This is a genomic window from Frigoribacterium faeni (assembly GCF_007988805.1).
GTDB classification, from domain to species: Bacteria; Actinomycetota; Actinomycetes; order Actinomycetales; family Microbacteriaceae; genus Frigoribacterium; species Frigoribacterium faeni.
Genome location: NZ_BJUV01000015.1, coordinates 23524 through 43672 on the forward strand (window position 1 = coordinate 23524; position 20149 = coordinate 43672).

Genomic DNA, 20149 nt, shown 5'->3' on the forward strand with positions numbered 1-20149 from the left:
CGAGACTGCACCACCCGCCTCCGTCGATCCTCCACATGTCGACGCGTGACGCGTGACGCGCGGCGAGGCGGCGCACGCGGCCGGACGGGAGGCGGCCAGTTGGTATCCTCGTCCGACGACTGCCGGAGGTCCGCTTGGTGAACGAATCGTCAGGGCACGACGACGCCCTGAGCCGCGACGACGTGCGCGCGGCGTACGAGGACGACCCCACCTGGGCTCTGCTCCGCAGCTACAACAGCCGCTGGATGCTGCCGCTGTTCTCCCGCCACCTCGAGCACGCCGAGGGGCCCGTCTCGGCCGACTGGTTCCACCAGCGGGTCGCCGTCGCCCTGGAGCGGAACGCGGCCGAGCAGGCCGAGCAGCAGGCGTCCGCCGCGCAGGCGGGAGAGCACGGCACGCTCCCGGAGGAGGCGCGGGTCGCGTCGACCGCGGACCCCGCCGCTCCGGGCGCCCCGGCCCCGCACTCTCCCGACGCGGCCGCCCCCGATCCGGCCGCCGCCCCCGACGCCCGCACGACGCCCGCCGACTACTGCCGGAGCTGGGTCGACAGCCGCTGGCTGATCCGCACCCGCGCCTCCTCGGAGGACGGCGACGGGCGCGGCGACGACGGCGGTCGCGACCGCACCGGCGGCGACTCCCGTGCCCGCTACCGTCTCTCGCCGCACGCGCTCAAGGCGCTGCGGATCGTCCGCGAGCTCGTCGAGCAGGACAACGCGGTCAGCGAGGCCCGCCTCGGCAGCATCGCGCACGCCGTCGGCCAGCTGGCCGGCCTCGCCGACCCGAGCCGCGACGCCCAGGTCGCCCGCCTCGACGAGCAGATCGCCGAGCTGCAGCGCCGTCGTGACCAGATCGAGCAGCATGGCACCGAGCCGGTCAGCCCGGACGTGCTCAAGCGCCAGGTGCGCGAGGTCGTCCGGCTGACCGCGTCGCTGCCCGAGGACTTCCGTCAGCTCAGCCAGATGGTCGAGCAGCGGCACCGGCTCGTCGCCCGCAGCGCGTCGATGGACCACGTCGGCAAGGGCGCCCTGGTCGAGCAGTACCTCCGCGAGAACGACCTGCTCGAGCAGACCCCCGAGGGCCGGGCCTACCGCGGCTTCGCGCAGATGCTGTCGTCACGCGAGATCGACGTGATGCGGGCCGACATCGACGCGATCCTCTCGCACCCGGCCGCCGCCCGGCACCTGACGGACCGGCAGCGCACGCAGCTCGAGTCGCTCATCTCGTCGCTGCTCGCCGAGGAGCAGTCCGTCCAGGAGACGTACGGGCGCTGGACGTCGTCGCTCCGCCGGTTCCTCAGTCGCACGAGCGCCGAGAGGCACCAGCGGCTGCTCACCCTCGCCGAGCGCGCCCTGCACGCCGGCGGCGTCTGGGCCGAGCGCCGCCCCGGTCCCGCGACGATGCCCGAGGACGTCCTCGGTCTCGGCGCCCTCGACGTGGTCGACATCAGCCAGGCGCAGCTCCACAGCGATCGCGGCCGTCCGACGGTCGACGTGACGGTCTCCGACGCCGGGGCGAGCCTGCCCGCCGCCGACCGCGCCGCGTTGCGCCTCACCTCCGGCACGAGCACCGCGGCCGTCTCGGCGACGCTCGACCGGCTGCTGCTCGAGCGCGACGAGGTCACCAGCGCCGACGTCTACGAGGCCACCGAGCCCGAGTTCCGCCGCCTCGGGCTCGTGCTGAGCATGCTCGACCTCGCACTCGACCGGGGCGCCGTCGACGACGAGACCGAGACGGTCACGCTGTCGGCGGACGACGCGAGCCCCGGAGGCGCGGGTCGGCGGGTCACGCTGCCCCGCCTGGTCTTCCGTCGCCACGCCGCGCCCGACGACGCGGCCGCGCCCGCTCCCGCCCCCACCCCCGCTCTCGCGCCGCACGACCCGAAGGACCCCGCATGACCCCCGCATCGCCGCTCGACGAGTCCCCGGGGTCGGACGAGACCCGCGCCTCCTCCGCCTTCGAGGCCTCGGACCCGCCCGGGGCCGGGACCGACGTCGGCGACCTCGACGCCCGCGCCGACGCCGGGCTGCGCGCACCGGACGAGCTGCCGCTCGCCGGCCGGAAGGCGCTCGTCACCCTGCTGACGCACCGCTTCGTCTCCCGGGCGAAGCAGGGCGAGGCCTGGGCCGGCCTGCTGGCCTACGAGCCCGAGATCCGGGCGCGACTCGACGAGATGTTCCTCGTGCTGACGGTCGACCACGAGTACGAGGTGGCCTTCAAGCGCCAGAGCGGGCGGGACGACGTCCCCGTGCTGCTGCGACGGGAGAAGCCGCTGTCGCGCGACGCGTCGCTGCTGATGGTCTTCCTGCGCCGCGAGCACGCGTACAGCGACGCGCGGGACGAGGCCGTCGTGGTGTCCCGCGACCAGGTCGCCGAGTTCCTGAGCCGGTACCACGACGACGCCGGGCAGGACGAGATCCGCTCGATGCGACGGGTCGACGCGGCCATCGCCGCGATGGTGCACCGCGACCTCCTCGAGCCCGAGCCCGACGACCCGAGCCTGTTCGTCGTCGCCCCGGCGATCGTCCCGCTGATCACCGTCGAGCAGCTCGCGCACGTCGAGCGGGTGTTCCTCGAGGCGGCGGGGGCGGAGGCGCCGGCCGACGAGCCCGACGCCTCGATCGACGGCGCAGCCGAACCCGACGCCCTCGACGACGACGCCGGCGACGAACCCGGGCACGCCGACGACGGCGCCGACTCCGACTCCGGCGACCCCGACGACACCGCCGAGCCCGACCCCACCGCCGTCGCCCTCGACCTCCCCCTCGACCCGGAAGCAGACCAGGCATGACCCCGGCCGACCCCACCACGCCTCTCGCCGACGAGACCGGCGCCTCCCCGGATCTCGGCATGTTCCACTCGGGCCAGTACCGCATCGAGCTCGTCCAGCTGCTCAACTGGGGCGGCTACGCGGGGCTGCACCGCATGCCCGTCGGCCGGGGCGGCATCGCGATCCTCGGACCGACCGGACGGGGCAAGTCGACCGTGCTCGACGCGATGGCCGCGGTCATCATGCCGAACCCGCAGGAGTTCAACCGCGCCGCCCGCGACGACACCCGTCAGCGCTCCGAGCGCACCGTCTACAGCTACGCCCGCGGCAAGACCGACGAGGTCCGCGACGCCGGCACGGACCGGACGACGACCCGGTTCCTCCGTCCGCTCGGTCAGGCGTTCGCCAGCGGGGCCGCGATCACGTACAGCACCGAGCTCGGTCAGACCGTCACCGCGGTGCGCCTGGCCTGGATCGCCGCCGACACCTCGAGCCAGGACGACGTGACCCAGGCGAGCGTCTACCTGCTCGTGCGCGGCCGCTTCGACCTGAGCCGGCTGAACGACGTCCAGCGCGACGGCACGAGCACCAGTCCGCTGACCAAGGGCTCCCTCGGCCGCCTGGTCGACCCGACCCGCGACCTGGTCACCTACTCGCAGCCGGAGCTGCGGGTGCAGCTCTGCGCCGAGCTCGGCATCGGCGGCAGCGACGAGTCGCAGCTGAAGGCCCTCACCCTCCTGCGCCGGGCCCAGGCGTCGAAGGGCGTCTTCTCGATCGACGAGCTGTTCAAGCAGTTCGTGCTGACGCAGCCCAAGGCGCTCAGCCGGTGGGAGACCACGCTCGGCACCTACCGGGAGGCCTCCGCGCTCTACGACGTCTTCGAGACCACGCGCAAGAAGCTCGGCGTGCTCGAGAACGTGCCCGCGCTCGCCGACCGGTACGAGCTCGCCGGGCACGACGCCTCGGCGAAGCGCCGCCTCCTGGTCGACGACGCCGGCCCCAGCCGGCTGCGCGTCTGGCTGGCCGAGAGGGTCGGCACCTGGGTCAGCGGCGAGGTCGACCGGGTGACGGCCGACAAGCGCCGGCAGACCGAGGCGAGGAGGAGCGCCGCGGCGGACGAGGACGCCGCGTTCCGGGGCCGCGAGAGCGCCCTGGCCCAGATCGCCGATCTCGGGGGCGACCCGTCGCAGTCGCTCCGCGAGCACGTGGCGCACGCCGAGCGAGGGCTCGCGCAGATCGAGCGCGAGCGCGGCCGGCTGGCCGCCGTGCTCGACGGCACCGGCGAGGCCCTGCCGCGGTCCGCCGACGAGCTCGCCGCCCTGCAGCAGCGGGCCGACCGGCTCGCCGACGACGACGCCGTCGCCCGCCGGGCCGGCGCCGACGAGCGAACCGAGCTGGCCGCGCGCATCAGCGAGGCGAAACGCGCCCTCGCCGCACGTCGGAAGCAGAAGCAGTCCTTCGAGCAGCGACGCAGCAACGTGCCCGACGACGCCGTCGAGCGACGCCTGCGGATCGCTCAGGGGGCCGGCGTGCCGGTCTCGAGCCTGCCCTACGCCGGCGAGCTGTTCGAGGTCGCCCCGGAGCACGAGGGCTGGTCGGTGGCGATCGAGCGGGTGCTCGGCGATCTGGCCACGCACCTCCTGGTCGACCGTGCGCGGTTCGACGCGGTGCGCCGCTTCGTCAACGACAACGACATGCGGGGGCGCCTCACGCTCGTGCCCGCGACGACCGGCGTCCGCCCGCAGCGCGAGGCGATCGAGCGGACCGTGCCGGCGATGGTGCAGCTCGACGAGTCGAGCCCGTTCGCCGGCTGGCTGCACGACGAGCTGGTCGGCGACCGCAGCGTGCTCTGCGTCGAGGAGGCCGATCAGCTCGACGAGCCGCTGCCCTCCGGGGTCACGGGCGCCGTGACCCGCACGGGCCTCCGCACCGGGGCGCGCCGTCGCGTGGTCAAGGACGACCGGCGCACGCGCTCGTGGATCGGCTTCGACAACGGCTCGCGCATCTCCGAGTTGTCCGACGAGATCGCGACCCTCGACCGCGACCTGGCCGAGGCCCGCGCCGCCTGGGACGCCGCCGAGGCCGAGGCGACCGAGCGTCGCCGCGTGCAGCAGGCCGTGGCGCGGTCGACGGAGTTCACCTGGGCCGACCTCGACGCCGCCCCCGCCCGGCGGCGCCTCGACGAGCTGACCGCGCAGCTCGACCGTCTCGCCACCGAGCGGCCCGAGATCGGCACGCTGCAGGCGGAGGCGGCGAAGCACGACGACGACCGGCTCGCCGCCGTGCGACGCGGCTCGGCCGTGCAGCAGCTGCTCGACCAGCTCGAGGCGACGCACGCCACCCTCGTCGACATCGAGGACGCCTTCAGCGACGCCCTGGCGCTGGCCGAGGCCGAGCCGCTCACCGACGACGAGCGCGCGCTGCTCGCCCCGCTGCCGTTCGCGGCACCCCGCGAGGTCGCCGACGTCGAGCGCGCCTACCGCGACGCCGCCGCCCAGCTGCGCTCCCAGGTCGACGCCCACGATCGGGAGCGGAGCCAGACCGAGAACACGCTGGTCGTGGTCTTCGAGCGCTACCTCGAGCTCGACCGCTCGGCCGGCATCGACGCCACGATCGACAGCCTGCCCGCCGTGCGGGCGATCCATCGGACCCTGCTCGACGACGACCTGCCCCAGGCGAAGCAGCGCTGGCTGGAGAAGGCCGGCAGCGACATGGGCGACAGCCTCCGGGCGCTCCTCGTGCAGATCGAGGAGGACGGCCACGTGATCAGGCGCGGCGTCCGGCCGATCTCGCAGGCGCTGCGGGCCATCGAGTTCCGTCAGGGGTCGACGCTCGACATCGAGCCCCGGCCGGTGTCGAACGGCGACCTGCAGGAGTTCCGGCGGACGCTGCGCGAGCACACGTCGGGGGCCGCCGGCGACGCGACCCGCGCCTCCTCGGATCCCGACGTCGTCGAGCGGCGGTTCCTCGCCCTGCGGCACGACCTCGCGCACCTCGAGGAGCGCTCGCGGGCGGGCGAGGCGTGGCGCCGCCGGGTCCTCGACGCGCGCGAGCACTACCAGTTCCGGGCGATCGAGACGCGTCGGGACGGCACGCAGATCGTGCACGAGGGCGTGGCCGGCAAATCGGGCGGCGAGGGGCAGGAGCTGATCGCGTTCGTGCTCGGCGCGGCCCTGAGGTTCCGGCTGGGCGACGGCACCGACCGGGTGCCGACCTACGCGCCGATCGTGCTCGACGAGGGCTTCGTCAAGGCCGACAACGAATACACCGGTCGGTCGTTGGCGGCCTTCCGGTCGTTGGGGTTCCAGCTCGTCGTCGGCGCGCCGCGCGACAAGGTCAACGCGTTCGAGCAGCACGTCGAGAGCGTCGCGTACATCTCGAGCGACCCGTCGGACCCCGAGCTGTCGCGCATCTACCCCCTCACGATCCGCCAGGCGATGGAGGTCGAGCGGCACGGTCTCGACCCCGCCGCGCTCGACTGATCCGCGCCTCCCCGGCCCGCGCCTCCCCGGCCCGCTCAGGAGGCGCGGGTCAGCCCGTGAAGGAGGCGCCGGTCTCGTGCTCGAGGAACGTGCACATCCACTGCAGCGCCAGCTCGCTCGTCAGCCCGGGAGCCTTCTGCGCGAGCTGCGTGGCGAGGCCGTCGCTGTAGGCGGCCAGCTTGAGGGCGAGGGCGGAGGGATCGGCGGTGGTGAAGCGGCCGTCCGCGACGCCGCGCCGCAGGGTGCGGGTCAGGCAGGCCTCCCAGACCCGGATCCGCTCGACGTACTCGGCGGCGACGGCGGGCTTGCGGGCCACGGCCGTCCAGTAGTCCGACCAGAGCCGCCAGTGCTCGTCCGTCTCGTCCGTCGCCGCGAAGAGCGGATCGACCAGCATCCGGACGCCGACCACGGGGTCGGGCTCGGCGTCGACGGCCTCGATGATCGAGGAGTAGAACCGCGCCGTCTCGAGCACGACGACCTCGTTCAGGATCTCGGCGACGCTCGCGAAGTGGTAGGTGACCGTGCCGATCGACACGCCGGCCCCGGCCGCGATGTCCCGCAGGCGGGTGGCCCCGAGCCCGTCGCGCAGGATGACCCCGCGCGCGGCCTCGACGATCAGCGCCCGGCGCACGGCCGGCTTCTGCCGCGTGCCCGGGGGCGGTGTCGCCGCCGCCGCGCTCACGCCGACGTCCGCGGCACGCGCTCGTCGAACGAGCGCTCGGCGACCAGCACGACCTCGGCCTCGGGCCCGCCGTCGCGCGCCCACGCCGTGACGGTGTTCTCGACCCGGAACTCGGCGGCCGACGCCGTCACCCGCGAGCTCGTCTCGAGCCAGGCCCGCCAATCGGGCTTCTCGAGCCCGATCGCCCAGCGCGACTCGGCGGACGCCGACAGCGGGTCGCCGTCGACGATGCGGTAGGTCTCACGGCTGTCCTCGGTGAAGACGAGCCCGTCGGGGTAGACGCGCCCGCCGCCGTAGCCGGGATCGACGTCGAGCACCCACTCGCCCGTGCCCACGTCGTGCGACACGCTGCGCTGCGGCAGGTCCGAGGTCGCCGGCAGGGCGCGGATCGCCAGGGGCTCCGCCCGCTGAGGGGCCTCGAAGACGATGCCGTCGTCGACCGGCCCCTCGTCGCGCCCCCGGGTCCAGACGGGCAGGGTCACGCTGCTGCGCTCGGGTGCGACGGTCAGGGTCGCCTCGACGGGGTGCGGCCAGACCCACGGCCAGTAGGCCGACGAGACGGCGATCCGGAGGCGGTGGCCGGCCGGGAGGGAGTGCCCGGTCGAGACCAGCTCGACCCGCACGGTCTGCTCGACCCGCGCCTCCATCGGGTCGTCGGCGCGATCGCGCCCGTTCCTCTTGTTCAGGTTGAGCACTCCCCGGGTCACGAGGGTGGAGGCGCCGTCGGGGGCGACGTCGCAGAGCCGCACGATGACGGTGGCGTCGGGCACGTCGCTCGTCACGGCGAGGTCGACGACGACCCGGCCGAGCAGGTCGAGGGGCGCGTCGCCGCCGTCGCCGACCACCAGGTCGAAGCAGACCGAGCGGCCGTCCTCCGCGCGCTGATCCGGCGGCAGGTCGGTGGCGTTGCCGAACGGGAAGAACCGGCCCGCATCGAGCCCGGTGCTCTGCGGCGAGCGGACGACGACGTCGCCGTGCCCGCCGCCGCGCAGCGCGCTCAGCGGCACGGTGCGGGCGTCGGTCTCCCGTGCCGGCCAGGACGACGCCGCGACCCAGCGCCCCGTGCGGTTCGCGTAGTAGGTCGCCGGCGGCTCGGAGTCGTTGATCCAGGCGCGGAGGGCGGGCTCCTCGTCGACGCCGGTGGGGATGCCCTGCAGCCAGCGGTCCCACCAGCGCAGGGTCTCCTGCAGGAACCCGATGCCCGGTCCGGGAGCGAGCCCGCGGTCCGGGTACTGGTGCGACCAGGGTCCGATGATGCCCTTGACCGGGGCGTCGACGTTCTCGACCAGACGAAGGACCGCGTCGCGGTACGGGTCGGCCCAGCCGCCGACGGCGAGCACGGCGGCGCGGATCGACGAGTGGTCCTCGCAGACGCTGCCGTGACGCCAGTAGTCGTCGCGCTCCTGGTGCGAGAGCCAGGTGGTCGTCATCGGGCGGTTGTGCTCGAGGCGCTCGCGCCAGCGGGCGATCCAGTCGGCCCCGACGACCTCCGGCCGCGGGGGTCGCGAGTTGAAGGCGAACATGGTGCCGCCCCACGAGGCCATGTCGATGCCGAGCACGGCGCCGCCCATGTAGTGCACGTCGTTGTCGTAGCGGTCGTCGGTCGAGCAGACGGTGACGATCGCCTTGAGCGCGGCGGGGGCGCGGCCGGCGAGCTGGAGGGCGTTGAACCCGCCCCACGAGATGCCGAACGCGCCGACGGCGCCGGTCGACCAGGGTCGCGCGGCGAGCCACTCGATCAGGGCGACGCCGTCGGCGAGCTCCTGCTCGGAGTACTCGTCGTCGAACAGCCCGTCGCTCGACCCGGTGCCGCGGATGTCGACCCGGACCGAGGCATAGCCGCGGGCGGCGTACCAGGGGTGCCGCTCGCTGTCCCGCGGGGCGGTCCAGTCGTCGAGGCGGTAGGGCAGGTACTCGAGCAGCACGGGCACCGGCTCGTCGGTGATCGGCGCCCAGATGCGGGCGTGCAGCCGGGTGCCGTCGGGCATCGGCACCCACTCGTCGCGGACGGCGACCGGCAGGACGCCCTGCGCGTTCAGCTCGCGGGCGCCGGCCTGGACCCGGGCGTCGTCGAGGAGGCGCGCCTCGGCTCGTCGACGCCGCTCGCGATCGGCCTCGACCTCGGCCCGGTCGGGGAACGGGAGCTCACGGAGGACCCGGTCGCCCGTCCCGTCGCCGCCGCCGCCGTCGGCTGCTCCGGACTCCTGCCGCCGCTCGGTGCCGCCCACGCGATCCGCCGCCGGATCTCCGGAGTCGCCGACCCGCGACGGGTCCGGGCGTCCTGAGTTCTCGACCCGCGCCTCCTCGGCTCGTTCGTCCGTGCTCGTGGCGTCGTGGGTCACAGGGCCTCCCAGTGCTTGACGCGGTGTCCGTCGCCGAGGTCGTCCCAGCCGTCGGCGTCGCGCCAGCGCGGTCGGGCGTCGCCGACGCCGGGCAGCTCGGTGCTGCCGGGGTCGAGCGTCGCGTCGAGCAGCGTGCGCGTGTAGGGGTGGTTCGGGCCGGCGAAGACGCGGTCGGTCGGGCCGATCTCGACGATCGCACCACCGGTCATCACGGCCACCCGGTCGGCGACCCCGCGCACGACGGCGAGATCGTGGCTGATGAACAGGCAGCTCAGGCCCTTCTCGTCGCGCAGGCCGGTGAGCAGATCGAGCACGTCGGCCTGCACCCGGACGTCGAGGGCGGTCGTGATCTCGTCGGCGATGATCAGGTCGGGGCCGGCGGCCAGCGCCCGGGCGATGCCGACGCGCTGACGCTGGCCGCCCGAGAGCTGGGCGGGCAGACGCGAGGCGAACTCGGCGGGCAATCCGACCTCGACCAGCAGCTCCGCGACGCGGGCCGGGCTCGCCTCGCCCGTGAAGAGCCGCAGCGGACGGGCGATCGCCGCGCCGACGGTGCGACGCGGGTTGAGCGACGTGTCGGCGTTCTGGAAGACGAGCTGGATCGACCGTCGCAGAGCCGCCGACCGGGCGGCGACCGGCTGGGCGAGGTCGCTGTCGACGCCGTCCGAGCCGCGGAAGGCGAAGGTGCCCGACTCGGCGGGGATCAGTCCGGCCAGCGCCGTCGCGAGGGTCGACTTGCCGCTGCCGGACTCCCCCACGACGGCGAGCGTCTCCCGCGGGGCGATGTCGAACGAGATGCCGTCGACGGCGGCCGGGAGGCCGCGGCCGTAGCGGACGACGAGGTCGCGGGCCGACACGATCGGCGGTTCGGGCGAGGCCGCGGACGCGGCCGCGGGCGCGGGCGAGGCGGCGGCCGCAGCGCGCCGCGTCTCGTGCAGCGCACCGCGTCTCGACCCGGTGCGGTGCTCGGAACCCGGTGCGGTGGCCGCGGCGGCCGACGGGGCCGCGGCGGCCGCCGGCGGCGCGGCGTCGGCGGACCGCACGCGCGGGATGCTCGCGAGCAGCTCGCGGGTGTACTCGTGCTGCGGCTCGGCGAACAGCGAGGCGGTCGGGGCGTGCTCGACGATGCGCCCGTCGTGCATGACGGCGATCTCGTCGACCATGGTCGAGACGACGCCCATGTCGTGGCTGACCAGCACGATCGCCATCTCGAGCTCGACGGCGAGGTCGCGGATCAGCTCGAGCACCGCCGACTGCGTCACGACGTCGAGCGCGGTGGTCGGCTCGTCGAGCACGAGCAGCCTCGGTCGCGCCGCGATGGCCATGGCGATCGCGACGCGCTGCTGCTGACCGCCCGACAGCTGGTGCGGGTAGCGCCGCACGATGGTCTCGGGGTCGGGCAGCCTGACGTGGCGCACGAGCTCGAGCACGCGGTCGTCGCCGCCCGGCAGGCCGTGGCTCTCGAGCGCCTCGCGCAGCTGGCGGCCGACGCGCATCGACGGGGTGAGCGCCTGACCGGCGTTCTGGGCGACGAGGGCGGCGGTCCCGCCGCGCAGCGCCCGGCGGGAGCGCTCGTCGAGGGCGAACACGTCGTCGCCCGCCACGGTCACGCTGCCGCCGACGATCCGGGATCCGCGTCGCAGGTGGGCGATGAGGGTGCGGGCGACGGTGGACTTGCCGCTGCCGCTCTCGCCGACGAGACCGAGGGCGCGCCCGGCCCGCACGTCGAAGCTCACCCCGCGCACGACGGGCACCTCACGGCGACCGGCGGCGTACGAGATCGCCAGGTCGGAGACCCGCACGACGACGTCGGCGCCGCGGTCGGCGACCGCCACCGCACCGTCCGAGGCCGAGGCCGATCCGCTGACGCGATCCGCGCCTCCCGGACCGTCGTTCACACGAGCGCTCACGAGACCGCCCCTTTCTGCGCGCGGTCGACGCCCAGCGACTTGCTGAGCCCGTCCGCGCTGAGGTTGAGCCCGATCACGAGCGTGGCGAGGGCGACGACGGGGGCGAGCGTGCCCCACGGGACGACGGTCAGGGCGGTGCGGTTCTCCTGCACCATCAGCCCCCAGTCGGGCGTCGGCGGGTTGGCGCCGAACCCGAGGAACGACAGGGTCGAGATCAGCAGCACGATCCAGGAGGCGCGCATCGCGTACTCCACGAGCACCACGTCGGTCACGTTCGGCAGGATCTCGCGGAACACGACGCTCAGCGGCTTCTCGCCGCGGGCGCGGGCGGCGGTCACGTAGTCCTGCGTGATGACGGTGCGCGCCGCTCCGCGCACGACGCGGGTCACGGCGGGCGCGTAGATCACCGTGACGGCGAGCACGATCACCCAGAGCCCGGAGTCGAACACGGTGACGACGACCAGCAGCGCGAGGATCGACGGCACGCTGAGCAGCGCGTCGACGATGCGCATGACGACCTCGTCGAACCAGTCGTCGGCGTACGCGGTCACGCAGCCGAGCACCGTGCCGATCGCGACGGCGATGGTCGTGGCGAGGAACGTCACGACGAGGGCGTAGCGCCCTCCGTTCAGGGTGCGCGACAGGATGTCGCGCCCGTACTGGTCGGTGCCGAGCCAGTGCGCCCCGCTCGATCCGGTCAGGGCGGCGGTCGAGTCGGTGGCGACCGGGTCGTGCCCCGAGATCACGGGGGCGAGCACGGCCAGCAGCACGTGCAGGGCGATCAGGCCGAGTCCGATGCGCAGGGCCGAGGAGGCGCGGAGGCTGCTGGTCAGACCGGTCGCCATCCCGTGCAGTCGCCGGGGCAGGCCGCCGGGGGTCTGCGGTCCGCCGGGCCGTCCCGTGGGGGCGACGCGCGCCTCCTCGGTCCCGACGCCGCCGCGGCCGCCGGTGCCTCCGCTGTCCGTCGTGCTCATGAGCGGGCCTTCCGTCGGGTGCGCAGTCTCGGATCGAGCGCGAGGGCGATGAGGTCGGCGGCCAGGTTGCAGACGACGTAGACCAGGGCGCTGACCACGGCGATCGCCTGGATCGTCGGCAGGTCGCGGTTGAAGACGGACTCGAGCATGAGCTTGCCCATGCCCGGGTAGTTGAAGACGTTCTCGACGACCACGACTCCCCCGAGCAGCCAGGCGACGTTCAGCGCGACCACGTTGAGCGTCGGCAGCAGCGCGCTCGGCACCGCGTGTCGCCAGACCACCTGACGCGTCGACAGGCCCTTGAGCTCGGCCGTGGTGACGAACTCGCTCGCCATCACGTCGATCGTCGACGACCGCGCGGTGCGCACGATGTAGGCGGCCATCGCGAGGGTCAGCACGATCACGGGCAGCCAGACGCTCGGCAGCAGCTCGGCGACGGTGGCGCTGTCGCCGCGGAGCACGACGGCCGGGAAGATCGGGATGGCGATCGCGAACAGCAGCACGAGGATCGTCGCGACCATGAACTCGGGCACGCTCATCACGACCAGGCTGATCAGCGAGATCGCGTGATCGCTCGGGCGTCCGCGGCGGACCCCGGCGATCACGCCGAGGGTCAGTGACAGGGTGACTCCGACGATCATCGCCGGCAGCGCGATCAGCATGCTGTTGCGGAACGCGATCAGCAGGTCGGGGCCCACCGGGGCGCCGCTGACCAGCGAGAGCCCGAAGTCGCCGCGCACGGCGCCGAGCAGCCACTCGCCGTAGCGGGCCCAGACGTTCTGGTCGAGGCCGAGCGTCTCGCGGAGCGCGGCGAGCGCGTCGGGCGTGGCGTCCTGCCCGAGCAGCTGCTGGGCGACGTCGCCGGGCAGCGCCTGCACGGCGAAGAAGACGAAGAACGACGCGAGCAGCACCGTCAGGAGGGCGGTGCCGACGCGGCGGGCGACGACGATCAGCGTCGCCGCGACCGCGGGGCCGGTCGAGGAGGTGCGGGTCGGGCCGGGCTCCGCCGTCTCGCTCTCGACGGCCCGCATCGCGTCGCGGCCGCGCGTGGCGGCGGAGCGCGGGGTCGGCGGGGTCGTGCGGTCCGCGTCGGTCGTGGGGCTCATGCGCGCAGTCCGATCTGCAGGTAGTCGAACTCGAAGCCGTACTCGCGGTAGTTGACGACCTCGCGTGACAGCCCGACGAGGCGGTCGCCGAACATCGGGGTCATGTCGGCGCTGTCCTCGACGACGATGCGCTGGGCGTCCTGGTAGAGGGTGCGGCGGCGGTCGTCGTCCATCTCGGCGCGGGCGTCGTCGAGCAGGCCGTCGAAGGTCGGGTTCGACCAGGCGCTCTCGTTGTACGACGAGCCCGTGCGGAAGATCTGGTTGAGCAGCTGATCGATCGGGCGACCGGTGAACCAGTAGCTGACCATCAGCGGCTTCTGCATCCAGATCTGCGTGTAGTACGAGTCGGACGAGGCGTTCCGCACGGTCAGGTCGACGCCGGCGTCGCGGACGGCGTCGCGGTAGGCGACGGCCATCGGGGTGAAGACCGACTCGTAGCTGGACGTGTAGATCTCGGTGCGGAGCCCCTCCCGGCCGGCCCGCTTCAGCAGGGCGCGCGCCTTGTCGGGGTCGTACTCGCGCTGCTCGTCGAGCCAGACGGCCTGCGAGGGAGGCACGGGGTTGTCCCAGCCGGGCGAGCCGGTGCCCTGCAGGGCGGTCGCGACGACCGCCGTCGGGTCGTAGGCCAGCTTCATCGCCTGGCGCACGAGCGGGTCGCTGAACTCGTCGCTCGTGGCGAGCATCGGGATCGTGTACCACTGCGCGTCCGGGGCCCGGGCGACGGTCGCCCCGGCCGAGGCGCTGACGACCTGGGCGGTGGCGAAGTCGAGGTTGGTCTGGCTGATCAGGTCGATCTGGCCGGCGAGCAGGGCGTTGACCCGCGCCGTCGTGTCCTGGATCGAGTAGAAGTCGATGCCGTCGAGCACCGGGCGGCCGGCGAAGTGGTCCTCGAACGCCTCGACGCTGCCGGTGCCCGCGGGCTCGAAGCCCGACAGCCGGAACGGCCCGGTTCCGATGCCGGTGCGTCCGATGCCGCCGCCCTCGGCGGGGTCGGCGCTGCCCTCGGGGATGATGTAGCACTGGTACGCGGTCAGCAGCGAGGGGAACTCGGCGTTCGGCGTCAGCAGGTCGATGCGCAGGGTGAGAGGATCGGGGGCGCTCATGCCGCCGGGGCCGATCATGGCGGCGAGCACCTCCCCCTGGGGCGAGGCCGTGTCGGGGTCGAGGATGTGCTCGATCGAGTAGATCGCGTCGGCGGCGGTGAAGCGGCGTCCGTCGTGGAACCGCACGCCCTCGCGCAGCCGGAAGGTCCAGCTCGTGCCGTCGGCGTTCGCGGACCAGTCGGCGGCGAGGTCGGGCACGGTGACGCCCGCGTCGTCGAGCTTGACCAGGCGGTTGTAGAGCGCGCCGAGGTACTCGTAGGCCGAGAGCGAGCTGGCGGAGTCGAGGGTCTCGGCCGCGGATGCGGCGGGCCGGGCGATGCGGAGGCGCCCGCCCCGGGCGGCGGTGCCCGTCGCGGCGGCCTCGGGGATGGTCGGCGTGCTGCGGGCCGGCGCGCATCCGGCGAGCGTGAGGAGCCCGGCCAGGCTCGCGAGGCCGGCGGCGCCGGCCAGCACGGTGCGGCGACTCGGCTGCGACCGGTGGTCGGAGGAGGGGACGAGCGGTGTCATTCGGGAATGGCCTTCCGTTTATCGTTCCGCTGAACGATAAGGCAGATCCGTGACGACCACGAACCCGGGCCCCACCTTTTACGCACTCGTTACACCGCCCGACGCACCCCGCGCCTCCTGGGCTCCTGACCCCGCGCATCCTCGGCACGGCTCCCCATCTGCCGGGCACCGGCCGGACGCCGAGGAGGCGCGGGGCTGCGGTAACGTGCGTCACCTCATGAGACTCCTGCTGATCCGCCACGGCGAGACCGCCGACAACGTCGCCCGCACGATCGGGTCGCGGCCTCCCGGCCCGCCCCTCTCCGAGCGTGGCCTCGAGCAGGCCACGGCCCTCGCCGCCTCGCTCGCCGGGACGCCGCTCGCCGCCGTGCACTCGTCGCGGGCCCTGCGGGCGGTGCAGACGGCGTCGGTCGTGGCCGAGGCGCTCGACGTGCCGCACGTCGAGCTCGACGGTCTGCTCGAGATCGACGCCGGCGACCTCGAGGGCCTCCCCTACGCCGAGGCGATGCAGGGTTACGCCGGCACGATGCAGCGCTGGTGGGTCGACCCCGAAGCGCGGATCCCGGGCGGCGAGAGCGGCGTCGGGTTCATGGCGCGCTTCGACCGGGCCGTCGCCGCCGTCGAGGCCGCCGCCGGGTCGCCCGACGCGACGGTCGCGATCGTCTCGCACGAGGCCGCGATCTGCGTCTGGGCGTCGAGCACGGCGACCAACCTCGACGCGGAGTTCAGCCGCACGCATGGCGTCGCGAACACGGGCGTCGTCGTGCTCGAGGGCTCGAGCGTCGACGGCTGGCGCGCCGCCGAGTGGGACGGCGAGCCGCTCTCCGTCTGACCGCGTCGGCCCCGGGGATCGACTGGTCGGAACATGCTCTTCCCGGCGCCACGAAGAGCATCGTCGGACCACTCGACGGCCAGGGCGGCGAGGCGGGTCCGCGGGAGACGAGCACCCGAGGGCGCCCGGCTCGGGCGGACCCGCCCGGGATCACGCGCTCGCGTCCTCCGCGGCGGGGCGAGCGGACGCCAGGACGAGCGACACCGCGAGCAGCACCCCGACGACGCCCGCGACGACGACCAGCGTCGTCGGCGCCCCCGCCGCCTGGATCAGCACGCCCGCTCCGGCGCTGCCGACCGAGCCGCCGAGGTTGTGCCCGGTGTTCACCCAGGTCGTGGCCGAGTTCTGCCGGTGCTCGCCGCCCGCCGCGTGGGCGGCGACGTACGCGACGATCATGATCGGCGAGAAGAACAGCCCCGCGACGGCCAGCACCACGCTGACACCGACGGCCCCGCCGACGACCGCGACGAGCGACGTCACCCCCATCAGCGCCGCCGCGAGGACGACGAGCTGTCGAGCGGGCGACCCCGGCACCCGCATCGCGCCGAACAGGAGCCCGCCGAGCGCGCTGCCGCCCGCGAACACGCCGAGCGCGATGCCGACCGCGGCCGGACCGCCCCGGTCCGCGAGCACCACGGGCACCGCGATGCCGATCGTGCCCGAGACCCCGCCGGCGACGACCGCCGGCAGCAGCAGTCCGACGAAGCGACGGTCGCGCAGCAGCGATCCGCCCCGCCCGCGACGGTGCGGAGCGACGCCGCGCACGCTCATCTCGCCGACGGTCGGCGTGGCGACGAACGCGAGACCGCCGACCACGACGAGCACGGCGGGCACGAACAGCGCCGCCCCGGGAGCCACGATGGCGAGGGCGAGCCCGGCGAGCGCCGGCCCGGCCAGGTAGAGCAGCTCCTCAATGACCGCGTCGAAGCTGAGGCCGGTCCGCAGCATCTCGTCGTCGGGCGTGAGCCGCCCCCAGGCGACGCGCATGGTGGGTCCGAGCGGAGGCGCGCACGCCCCGGCGAGCCCCGCGAGCACGATGAGCAGGGTGCCCGGGGCGCCGAGGAGGGAGGCGGCGGCGATCCCCGCCACCCCGGCTCCGAACGAGACGATCAGCACGGCGAGCACGGGTCGCGCGCCGTGGCGGTCGATCAGCCAGGCGCGGCCCGGGGCGAGGAGGCTGGCGGTCGCGCCGTACACGGCGACGGCGGTAGCGGCGAGGGCGATGGATCCGGTGGCCTCGGTGACGGCGTAGAGCAGGGGCAGGAGGACGAGCGCGTACGCGGCGCGGCCGACGAGGGCGGCGGAGAAGGTGAGCGGTACGCGGGGTAGAGCGAGCACGTCGAGATGACGTGCGGTCCGGGTGGACGGCATGGCGGATGACTCCAGGGGAACGAGCACGCCGAGCGGCGTGCTGATGAATGAGATCGGGTGGTCCGCACCTCGAGGAGGCGCGGATCCCGATCAATCCCCGGCGTTGAGCATGCCCGCAGCCTAGCGTCGCCTCGCGTCACTCGTGTTGCCGAGATCGAGTGGTCCGAAGATGCTCTTCCCGGCGCGACGACGAGCATCTTCGGACCACTCGATCTCCCGAGCGGCGCGGGGCCCTACGGTGGAGCGATGGACGACATCGATCTGGCCGGACGACTCGTACGGGAGGCCGCCGGCCTCGCGATCAGGATGCGCGGCGAGGGTCTCGCCTCCGAGCGCAAGACCTCGAACGCCGACCTGGTGAGCGCCGCCGATCGAGCGGCCGAAGATCAGGTCAGGCGCACGCTGCTCGACGCTCGGCCAGGCGACGGCCTGCTCGGAGAGGAGGGCGCCTCGACCCAGTCGAGGAACGGCCGTCAGTGGGTCGTCGATCCGATCGACGGCACGTTCAACTTCCTGTCGGGGCTGGCATCGTGGTGCAGCGCGGTGGCCCTCGAGGTCGACGGCGACCTCGCGCTCGGAGCCGTGCACCGCCCGGCCCTCGACGAGACCTGGCTGGCCGACGCCGACGGCACGCGGCTGAACGGCCACCCGGTCGAGCGCCTGGTCGATCGGCCGCTGGCGGAGTGCGGCGTGGCCACGTTCGTGAACGCGTCGGATCTCGGGGACGCGACGAGCGTGGCCGTGATGGCGCGCCTCCTCGGGTCCTCGGCGACGGTGCGGGTCAGCGGGTCGGGCACCTGCGACCTGGCCGACGTCGCCGCGGGGCGGATCGGGCTGTGGGTTCAGGCGGACTGCGACGACTGGGACTGGCTGCCCGGGCGGGCGCTCGTCGAGGGCGCCGGCGGCCTCACCGAGGTCCTGGAGCACCTCGGGCGTCGCTGGCAGATCGCGGGGTCCGCTCGGGCCGTCGGCGAGGCCGTCGCGCGCGTCCGCGAGGTCGAGCGCCCGGGCTGAGCGTCGTCGCGCGTCCCTCGCATCGCGGAGATCGAGTGGTCCGAAGATGCTCCTCCCGGCACAACGAAGAGCATCTTCGGACCACTCGATCCCGCGGACGGGCTCGCGTTCGGGAGCTCGAGGTGTCCGGCGCCCGTAGGCTCGTGGGGTGGAAATCACTCTTCGTCCGAGCACCGCCGACGATCTCGACTGGCTGCTCGAACTGCGGGCGGACGTCATGCGCGACGACCTCACGCGTCTCGGCGTCTACGACGAGGTGCGGGTGCGCCAGCGCATGCGCGACGCCTACGATCCGGCGTGCACCCGGGTGATCGTGGTCGACGGTCGCGATGTCGGGTCGATCGCCGTGCGTCCCACCGAGGAGGCGCGCTGGATCGAGCACTTCTACCTCGCCCGGGCGCTCCAGGGCCGACGCGTCGGCGAGCACGTGCTGCGCTCGGTGCTCGCCGAGCCGGGGGCGGCGCCGTTCCGCCTGAACGTGCTGGTCGGCAGCGCGGCGCGTCGTCTCTACGAGCGGCACGGGTTCGTGCTCGACACCGAGGACGCCGTCGACGTCTTCATGACCCGCCGCGACCCCTGACTCCCGACCGCGACGGGCGCGATCGACTGGTCCGAAGATGCTCTTCCGACGCGTCTGACGAGCATCTTCCGACCAGTCGATCGGAGTCGACGCGGCGAGACCCGTCAGCCGAGGAGGCGCGGGTCGACCCGCAGGCTCGTCACCTCCCCGTCGGGTGAGGTCGCCACGAACGTCAGCTCGTCGCCCTCCGGGCGCGCCCAGCTCCACGTCGCGACCCAATCGGTGCCCGAGCCGCCGACGGAGACGACCCGATCATGGCCATGTCCACCATGCCCGGGGTGCCCGTCGTGGCCGTCCGCCCCGTCGCCCAGCCGGACGTCGACCTCCGTCATGACGAGCCCCGGCTCCTCCGGCGGGTCGCCCGCGGCATCCCACCCGTCCGTCGCGACGAGGTCGCGCCAGGCCCGACCTGCCGCCCTGAACTCGGTCGTCAGGCGTTCGGTGAAGGCGTTCGACAAGGCGCGGGCATGCAGCCAGACACGCGCATCGGTGATCTCGACCCGCTCGGCGACCACGACGACCTCGCCCACCGCCCCGAGGACGTGCGGCGTGTTCAGCACGAACGCCGTGCGCCGCTCGACGTCGGGAGGCGACCAGCTCGGATACTCGTCCATGCGCCGACCCTAGCGACCCGCGCCTCCTCGGGGACACCGCGAGCACCGCACCCGACCCGCATCGGCGGGGGTCACTTGTCGCAGGCGATCCCGTCGCCGTCGCGGTCGAGGTCGTAGACGTCCGACCCGACCACGGTGACCGGGCCCTCGGTGTAGGCCGGGCCGTTCCCGCTGCCTCCGGCGCAGTCGACGTCCGACGCGATCGGCACGCAGGCGCCGCTGTAGTTCGTGTCGCAGCCGGAGCCCCCGGCGACGGGAGCCGGGGCGGGTGCCGCGACGGGAGCCGGGGCCACGTACGGCGCCTTCGACCCGACGTTGGTCACCTGCTGCACCGGAGGGACGGTGACCGATTCGCCGGCGAGCTCGCGCGCGGACTCGACGCCGTCGGTGTACGTGACGTCCCACGACCGGACGAGCGTCCCCGCGCGGCCGGCGACGGTGATCGAGCTGCTTCCGACGTCCATCGTCGGGTCGTCGACCGAGATGGAGTCGAAGGCGACGGCCTCGCTCACGTCGACCCGCTCGACGGTGACGACCGGTGTCGGGGTCGGTCTCGCTGTCGGGGTCGGAGCGGCCTTCGGTGTCGCCGTCGCGCGGGGCGACGCGGCCTCGGTCGTCGCGCCGTCCACGTGGGCCACACCGGCCGCCGTCGAGGTGTCCGGGAGGCTGTCGGCCAGACCGACGGCGGCGACGTTGAGCGGGACTCCCACCACGAGCATCGCGCCGGTGAAGCCCACGGCCACGAGCACGCGCCCCTTGTTCGTCAGTCCGTGCCACCAGCGCTTCATCGCGAATCCCCGTCTCGCCCCGTGACGTCTTCATAGGGCCCGCACAGCATCGTCGACGGACACGACCCCTGGCAGGC

At 74.0% G+C, this 20149-nt stretch carries 15 protein-coding genes; 6 read left to right on the forward strand and 9 right to left on the reverse strand.

Translation table 11 applies throughout. From position 1 onward, the window contains the following. Positions 1 to 137: 137 nt before the first annotated feature. The 3 genes from FFA01_RS08640 to FFA01_RS08650 are packed head-to-tail and all read left to right on the forward strand — an operon-like array spanning position 138 to position 6249. A complete protein-coding gene (locus tag FFA01_RS08640; protein ID WP_167627326.1) occupies positions 138 to 1895 on the forward strand; it encodes a DUF3375 family protein in 1758 nt (585 codons plus the stop codon). Then, complete coding sequence (locus tag FFA01_RS08645; protein WP_146855061.1) at positions 1892 to 2788, forward strand: DUF4194 domain-containing protein; 897 nt, start codon at positions 1892 to 1894, stop codon at positions 2786 to 2788. Before FFA01_RS08640 ends, FFA01_RS08645 begins: the two co-directional genes overlap by 4 nt. Continuing rightward, the gene (locus tag FFA01_RS08650; protein WP_146855064.1) at positions 2785 to 6249 is read left to right on the forward strand and encodes an ATP-binding protein; all 3465 of its coding nucleotides are present in this window, start codon (positions 2785 to 2787) and stop codon (positions 6247 to 6249) included. The genes FFA01_RS08645 and FFA01_RS08650 overlap by 4 nt, the downstream gene beginning before the upstream one ends. Positions 6250 to 6298: 49 nt before the next feature. Here the strand turns inward: FFA01_RS08650 and FFA01_RS08655 are convergent, their stop codons facing one another. The 6 genes from FFA01_RS08655 to FFA01_RS08680 all read right to left on the reverse strand — a co-directional run bounded on the left by FFA01_RS08655 (position 6299) and on the right by FFA01_RS08680 (position 14873). Then, entirely contained in the window at positions 6299 to 6880 is a 582-nt protein-coding gene (locus FFA01_RS08655; RefSeq protein WP_146855067.1) for a TetR/AcrR family transcriptional regulator, read from the reverse strand. 47 nt (positions 6881 to 6927) lie between these two features. Then, positions 6928 to 9273 carry a CocE/NonD family hydrolase gene (locus FFA01_RS08660; RefSeq protein ID WP_244289773.1) on the reverse strand — a complete coding sequence of 782 codons (2346 nt, stop codon included), beginning with the start codon at positions 9271 to 9273 and terminating at the stop codon, positions 6928 to 6930. Then, positions 9270 to 11108, reverse strand: a complete 1839-nt coding sequence (locus FFA01_RS08665; RefSeq protein ID WP_146855172.1) for a dipeptide ABC transporter ATP-binding protein — start codon at positions 11106 to 11108, stop codon at positions 9270 to 9272. The genes FFA01_RS08660 and FFA01_RS08665 overlap by 4 nt, the downstream gene beginning before the upstream one ends. Before the next feature lie 71 nt (positions 11109 to 11179). After that, positions 11180 to 12157: an ABC transporter permease gene (locus FFA01_RS08670; protein ID WP_244289775.1), complete on the reverse strand. Its 978-nt coding sequence runs from the start codon at positions 12155 to 12157 to the stop codon at positions 11180 to 11182. Then, positions 12154 to 13263, reverse strand: a complete 1110-nt coding sequence (locus FFA01_RS08675) for an ABC transporter permease (RefSeq protein WP_244289776.1) — start codon at positions 13261 to 13263, stop codon at positions 12154 to 12156. Before FFA01_RS08675 ends, FFA01_RS08670 begins: the two co-directional genes overlap by 4 nt. Further along, entirely contained in the window at positions 13260 to 14873 is a 1614-nt protein-coding gene (locus FFA01_RS08680; protein ID WP_146855069.1) for an ABC transporter substrate-binding protein, read from the reverse strand. Before FFA01_RS08680 ends, FFA01_RS08675 begins: the two co-directional genes overlap by 4 nt. Before the next feature lie 217 nt (positions 14874 to 15090). Here FFA01_RS08680 and FFA01_RS08685 point away from each other — a divergent pair, with 217 nt between their 5' ends. After that, complete coding sequence (locus FFA01_RS08685; protein ID WP_146855071.1) at positions 15091 to 15705, forward strand: histidine phosphatase family protein; 615 nt, start codon at positions 15091 to 15093, stop codon at positions 15703 to 15705. A gap of 150 nt (positions 15706 to 15855) precedes the next feature. Here FFA01_RS08685 and FFA01_RS08690 read toward each other — a convergent pair whose 3' ends face one another. Beyond that, positions 15856 to 17076, reverse strand: a complete 1221-nt coding sequence (locus tag FFA01_RS08690) for an MFS transporter (RefSeq protein ID WP_146855074.1) — start codon at positions 17074 to 17076, stop codon at positions 15856 to 15858. A gap of 246 nt (positions 17077 to 17322) precedes the next feature. Here FFA01_RS08690 and FFA01_RS08695 point away from each other — a divergent pair, with 246 nt between their 5' ends. Continuing rightward, a complete protein-coding gene (locus tag FFA01_RS08695) occupies positions 17323 to 18090 on the forward strand; it encodes an inositol monophosphatase family protein (protein WP_146855076.1) in 768 nt (255 codons plus the stop codon). Between the two features lie 148 nt (positions 18091 to 18238). After that, positions 18239 to 18670: a GNAT family N-acetyltransferase gene (locus FFA01_RS08700; RefSeq protein WP_146855079.1), complete on the forward strand. Its 432-nt coding sequence runs from the start codon at positions 18239 to 18241 to the stop codon at positions 18668 to 18670. A gap of 104 nt (positions 18671 to 18774) precedes the next feature. Here FFA01_RS08700 and FFA01_RS08705 read toward each other — a convergent pair whose 3' ends face one another. Beyond that, positions 18775 to 19284 carry a hypothetical protein gene (locus FFA01_RS08705; RefSeq protein WP_146855081.1) on the reverse strand — a complete coding sequence of 170 codons (510 nt, stop codon included), beginning with the start codon at positions 19282 to 19284 and terminating at the stop codon, positions 18775 to 18777. Between the two features lie 71 nt (positions 19285 to 19355). Further along, positions 19356 to 20072 (reverse strand): G5 domain-containing protein, encoded by a 717-nt coding sequence (locus tag FFA01_RS08710; protein WP_182501129.1) that lies wholly within the window; start codon positions 20070 to 20072, stop codon positions 19356 to 19358. Positions 20073 to 20149 lie beyond the last annotated feature (77 nt).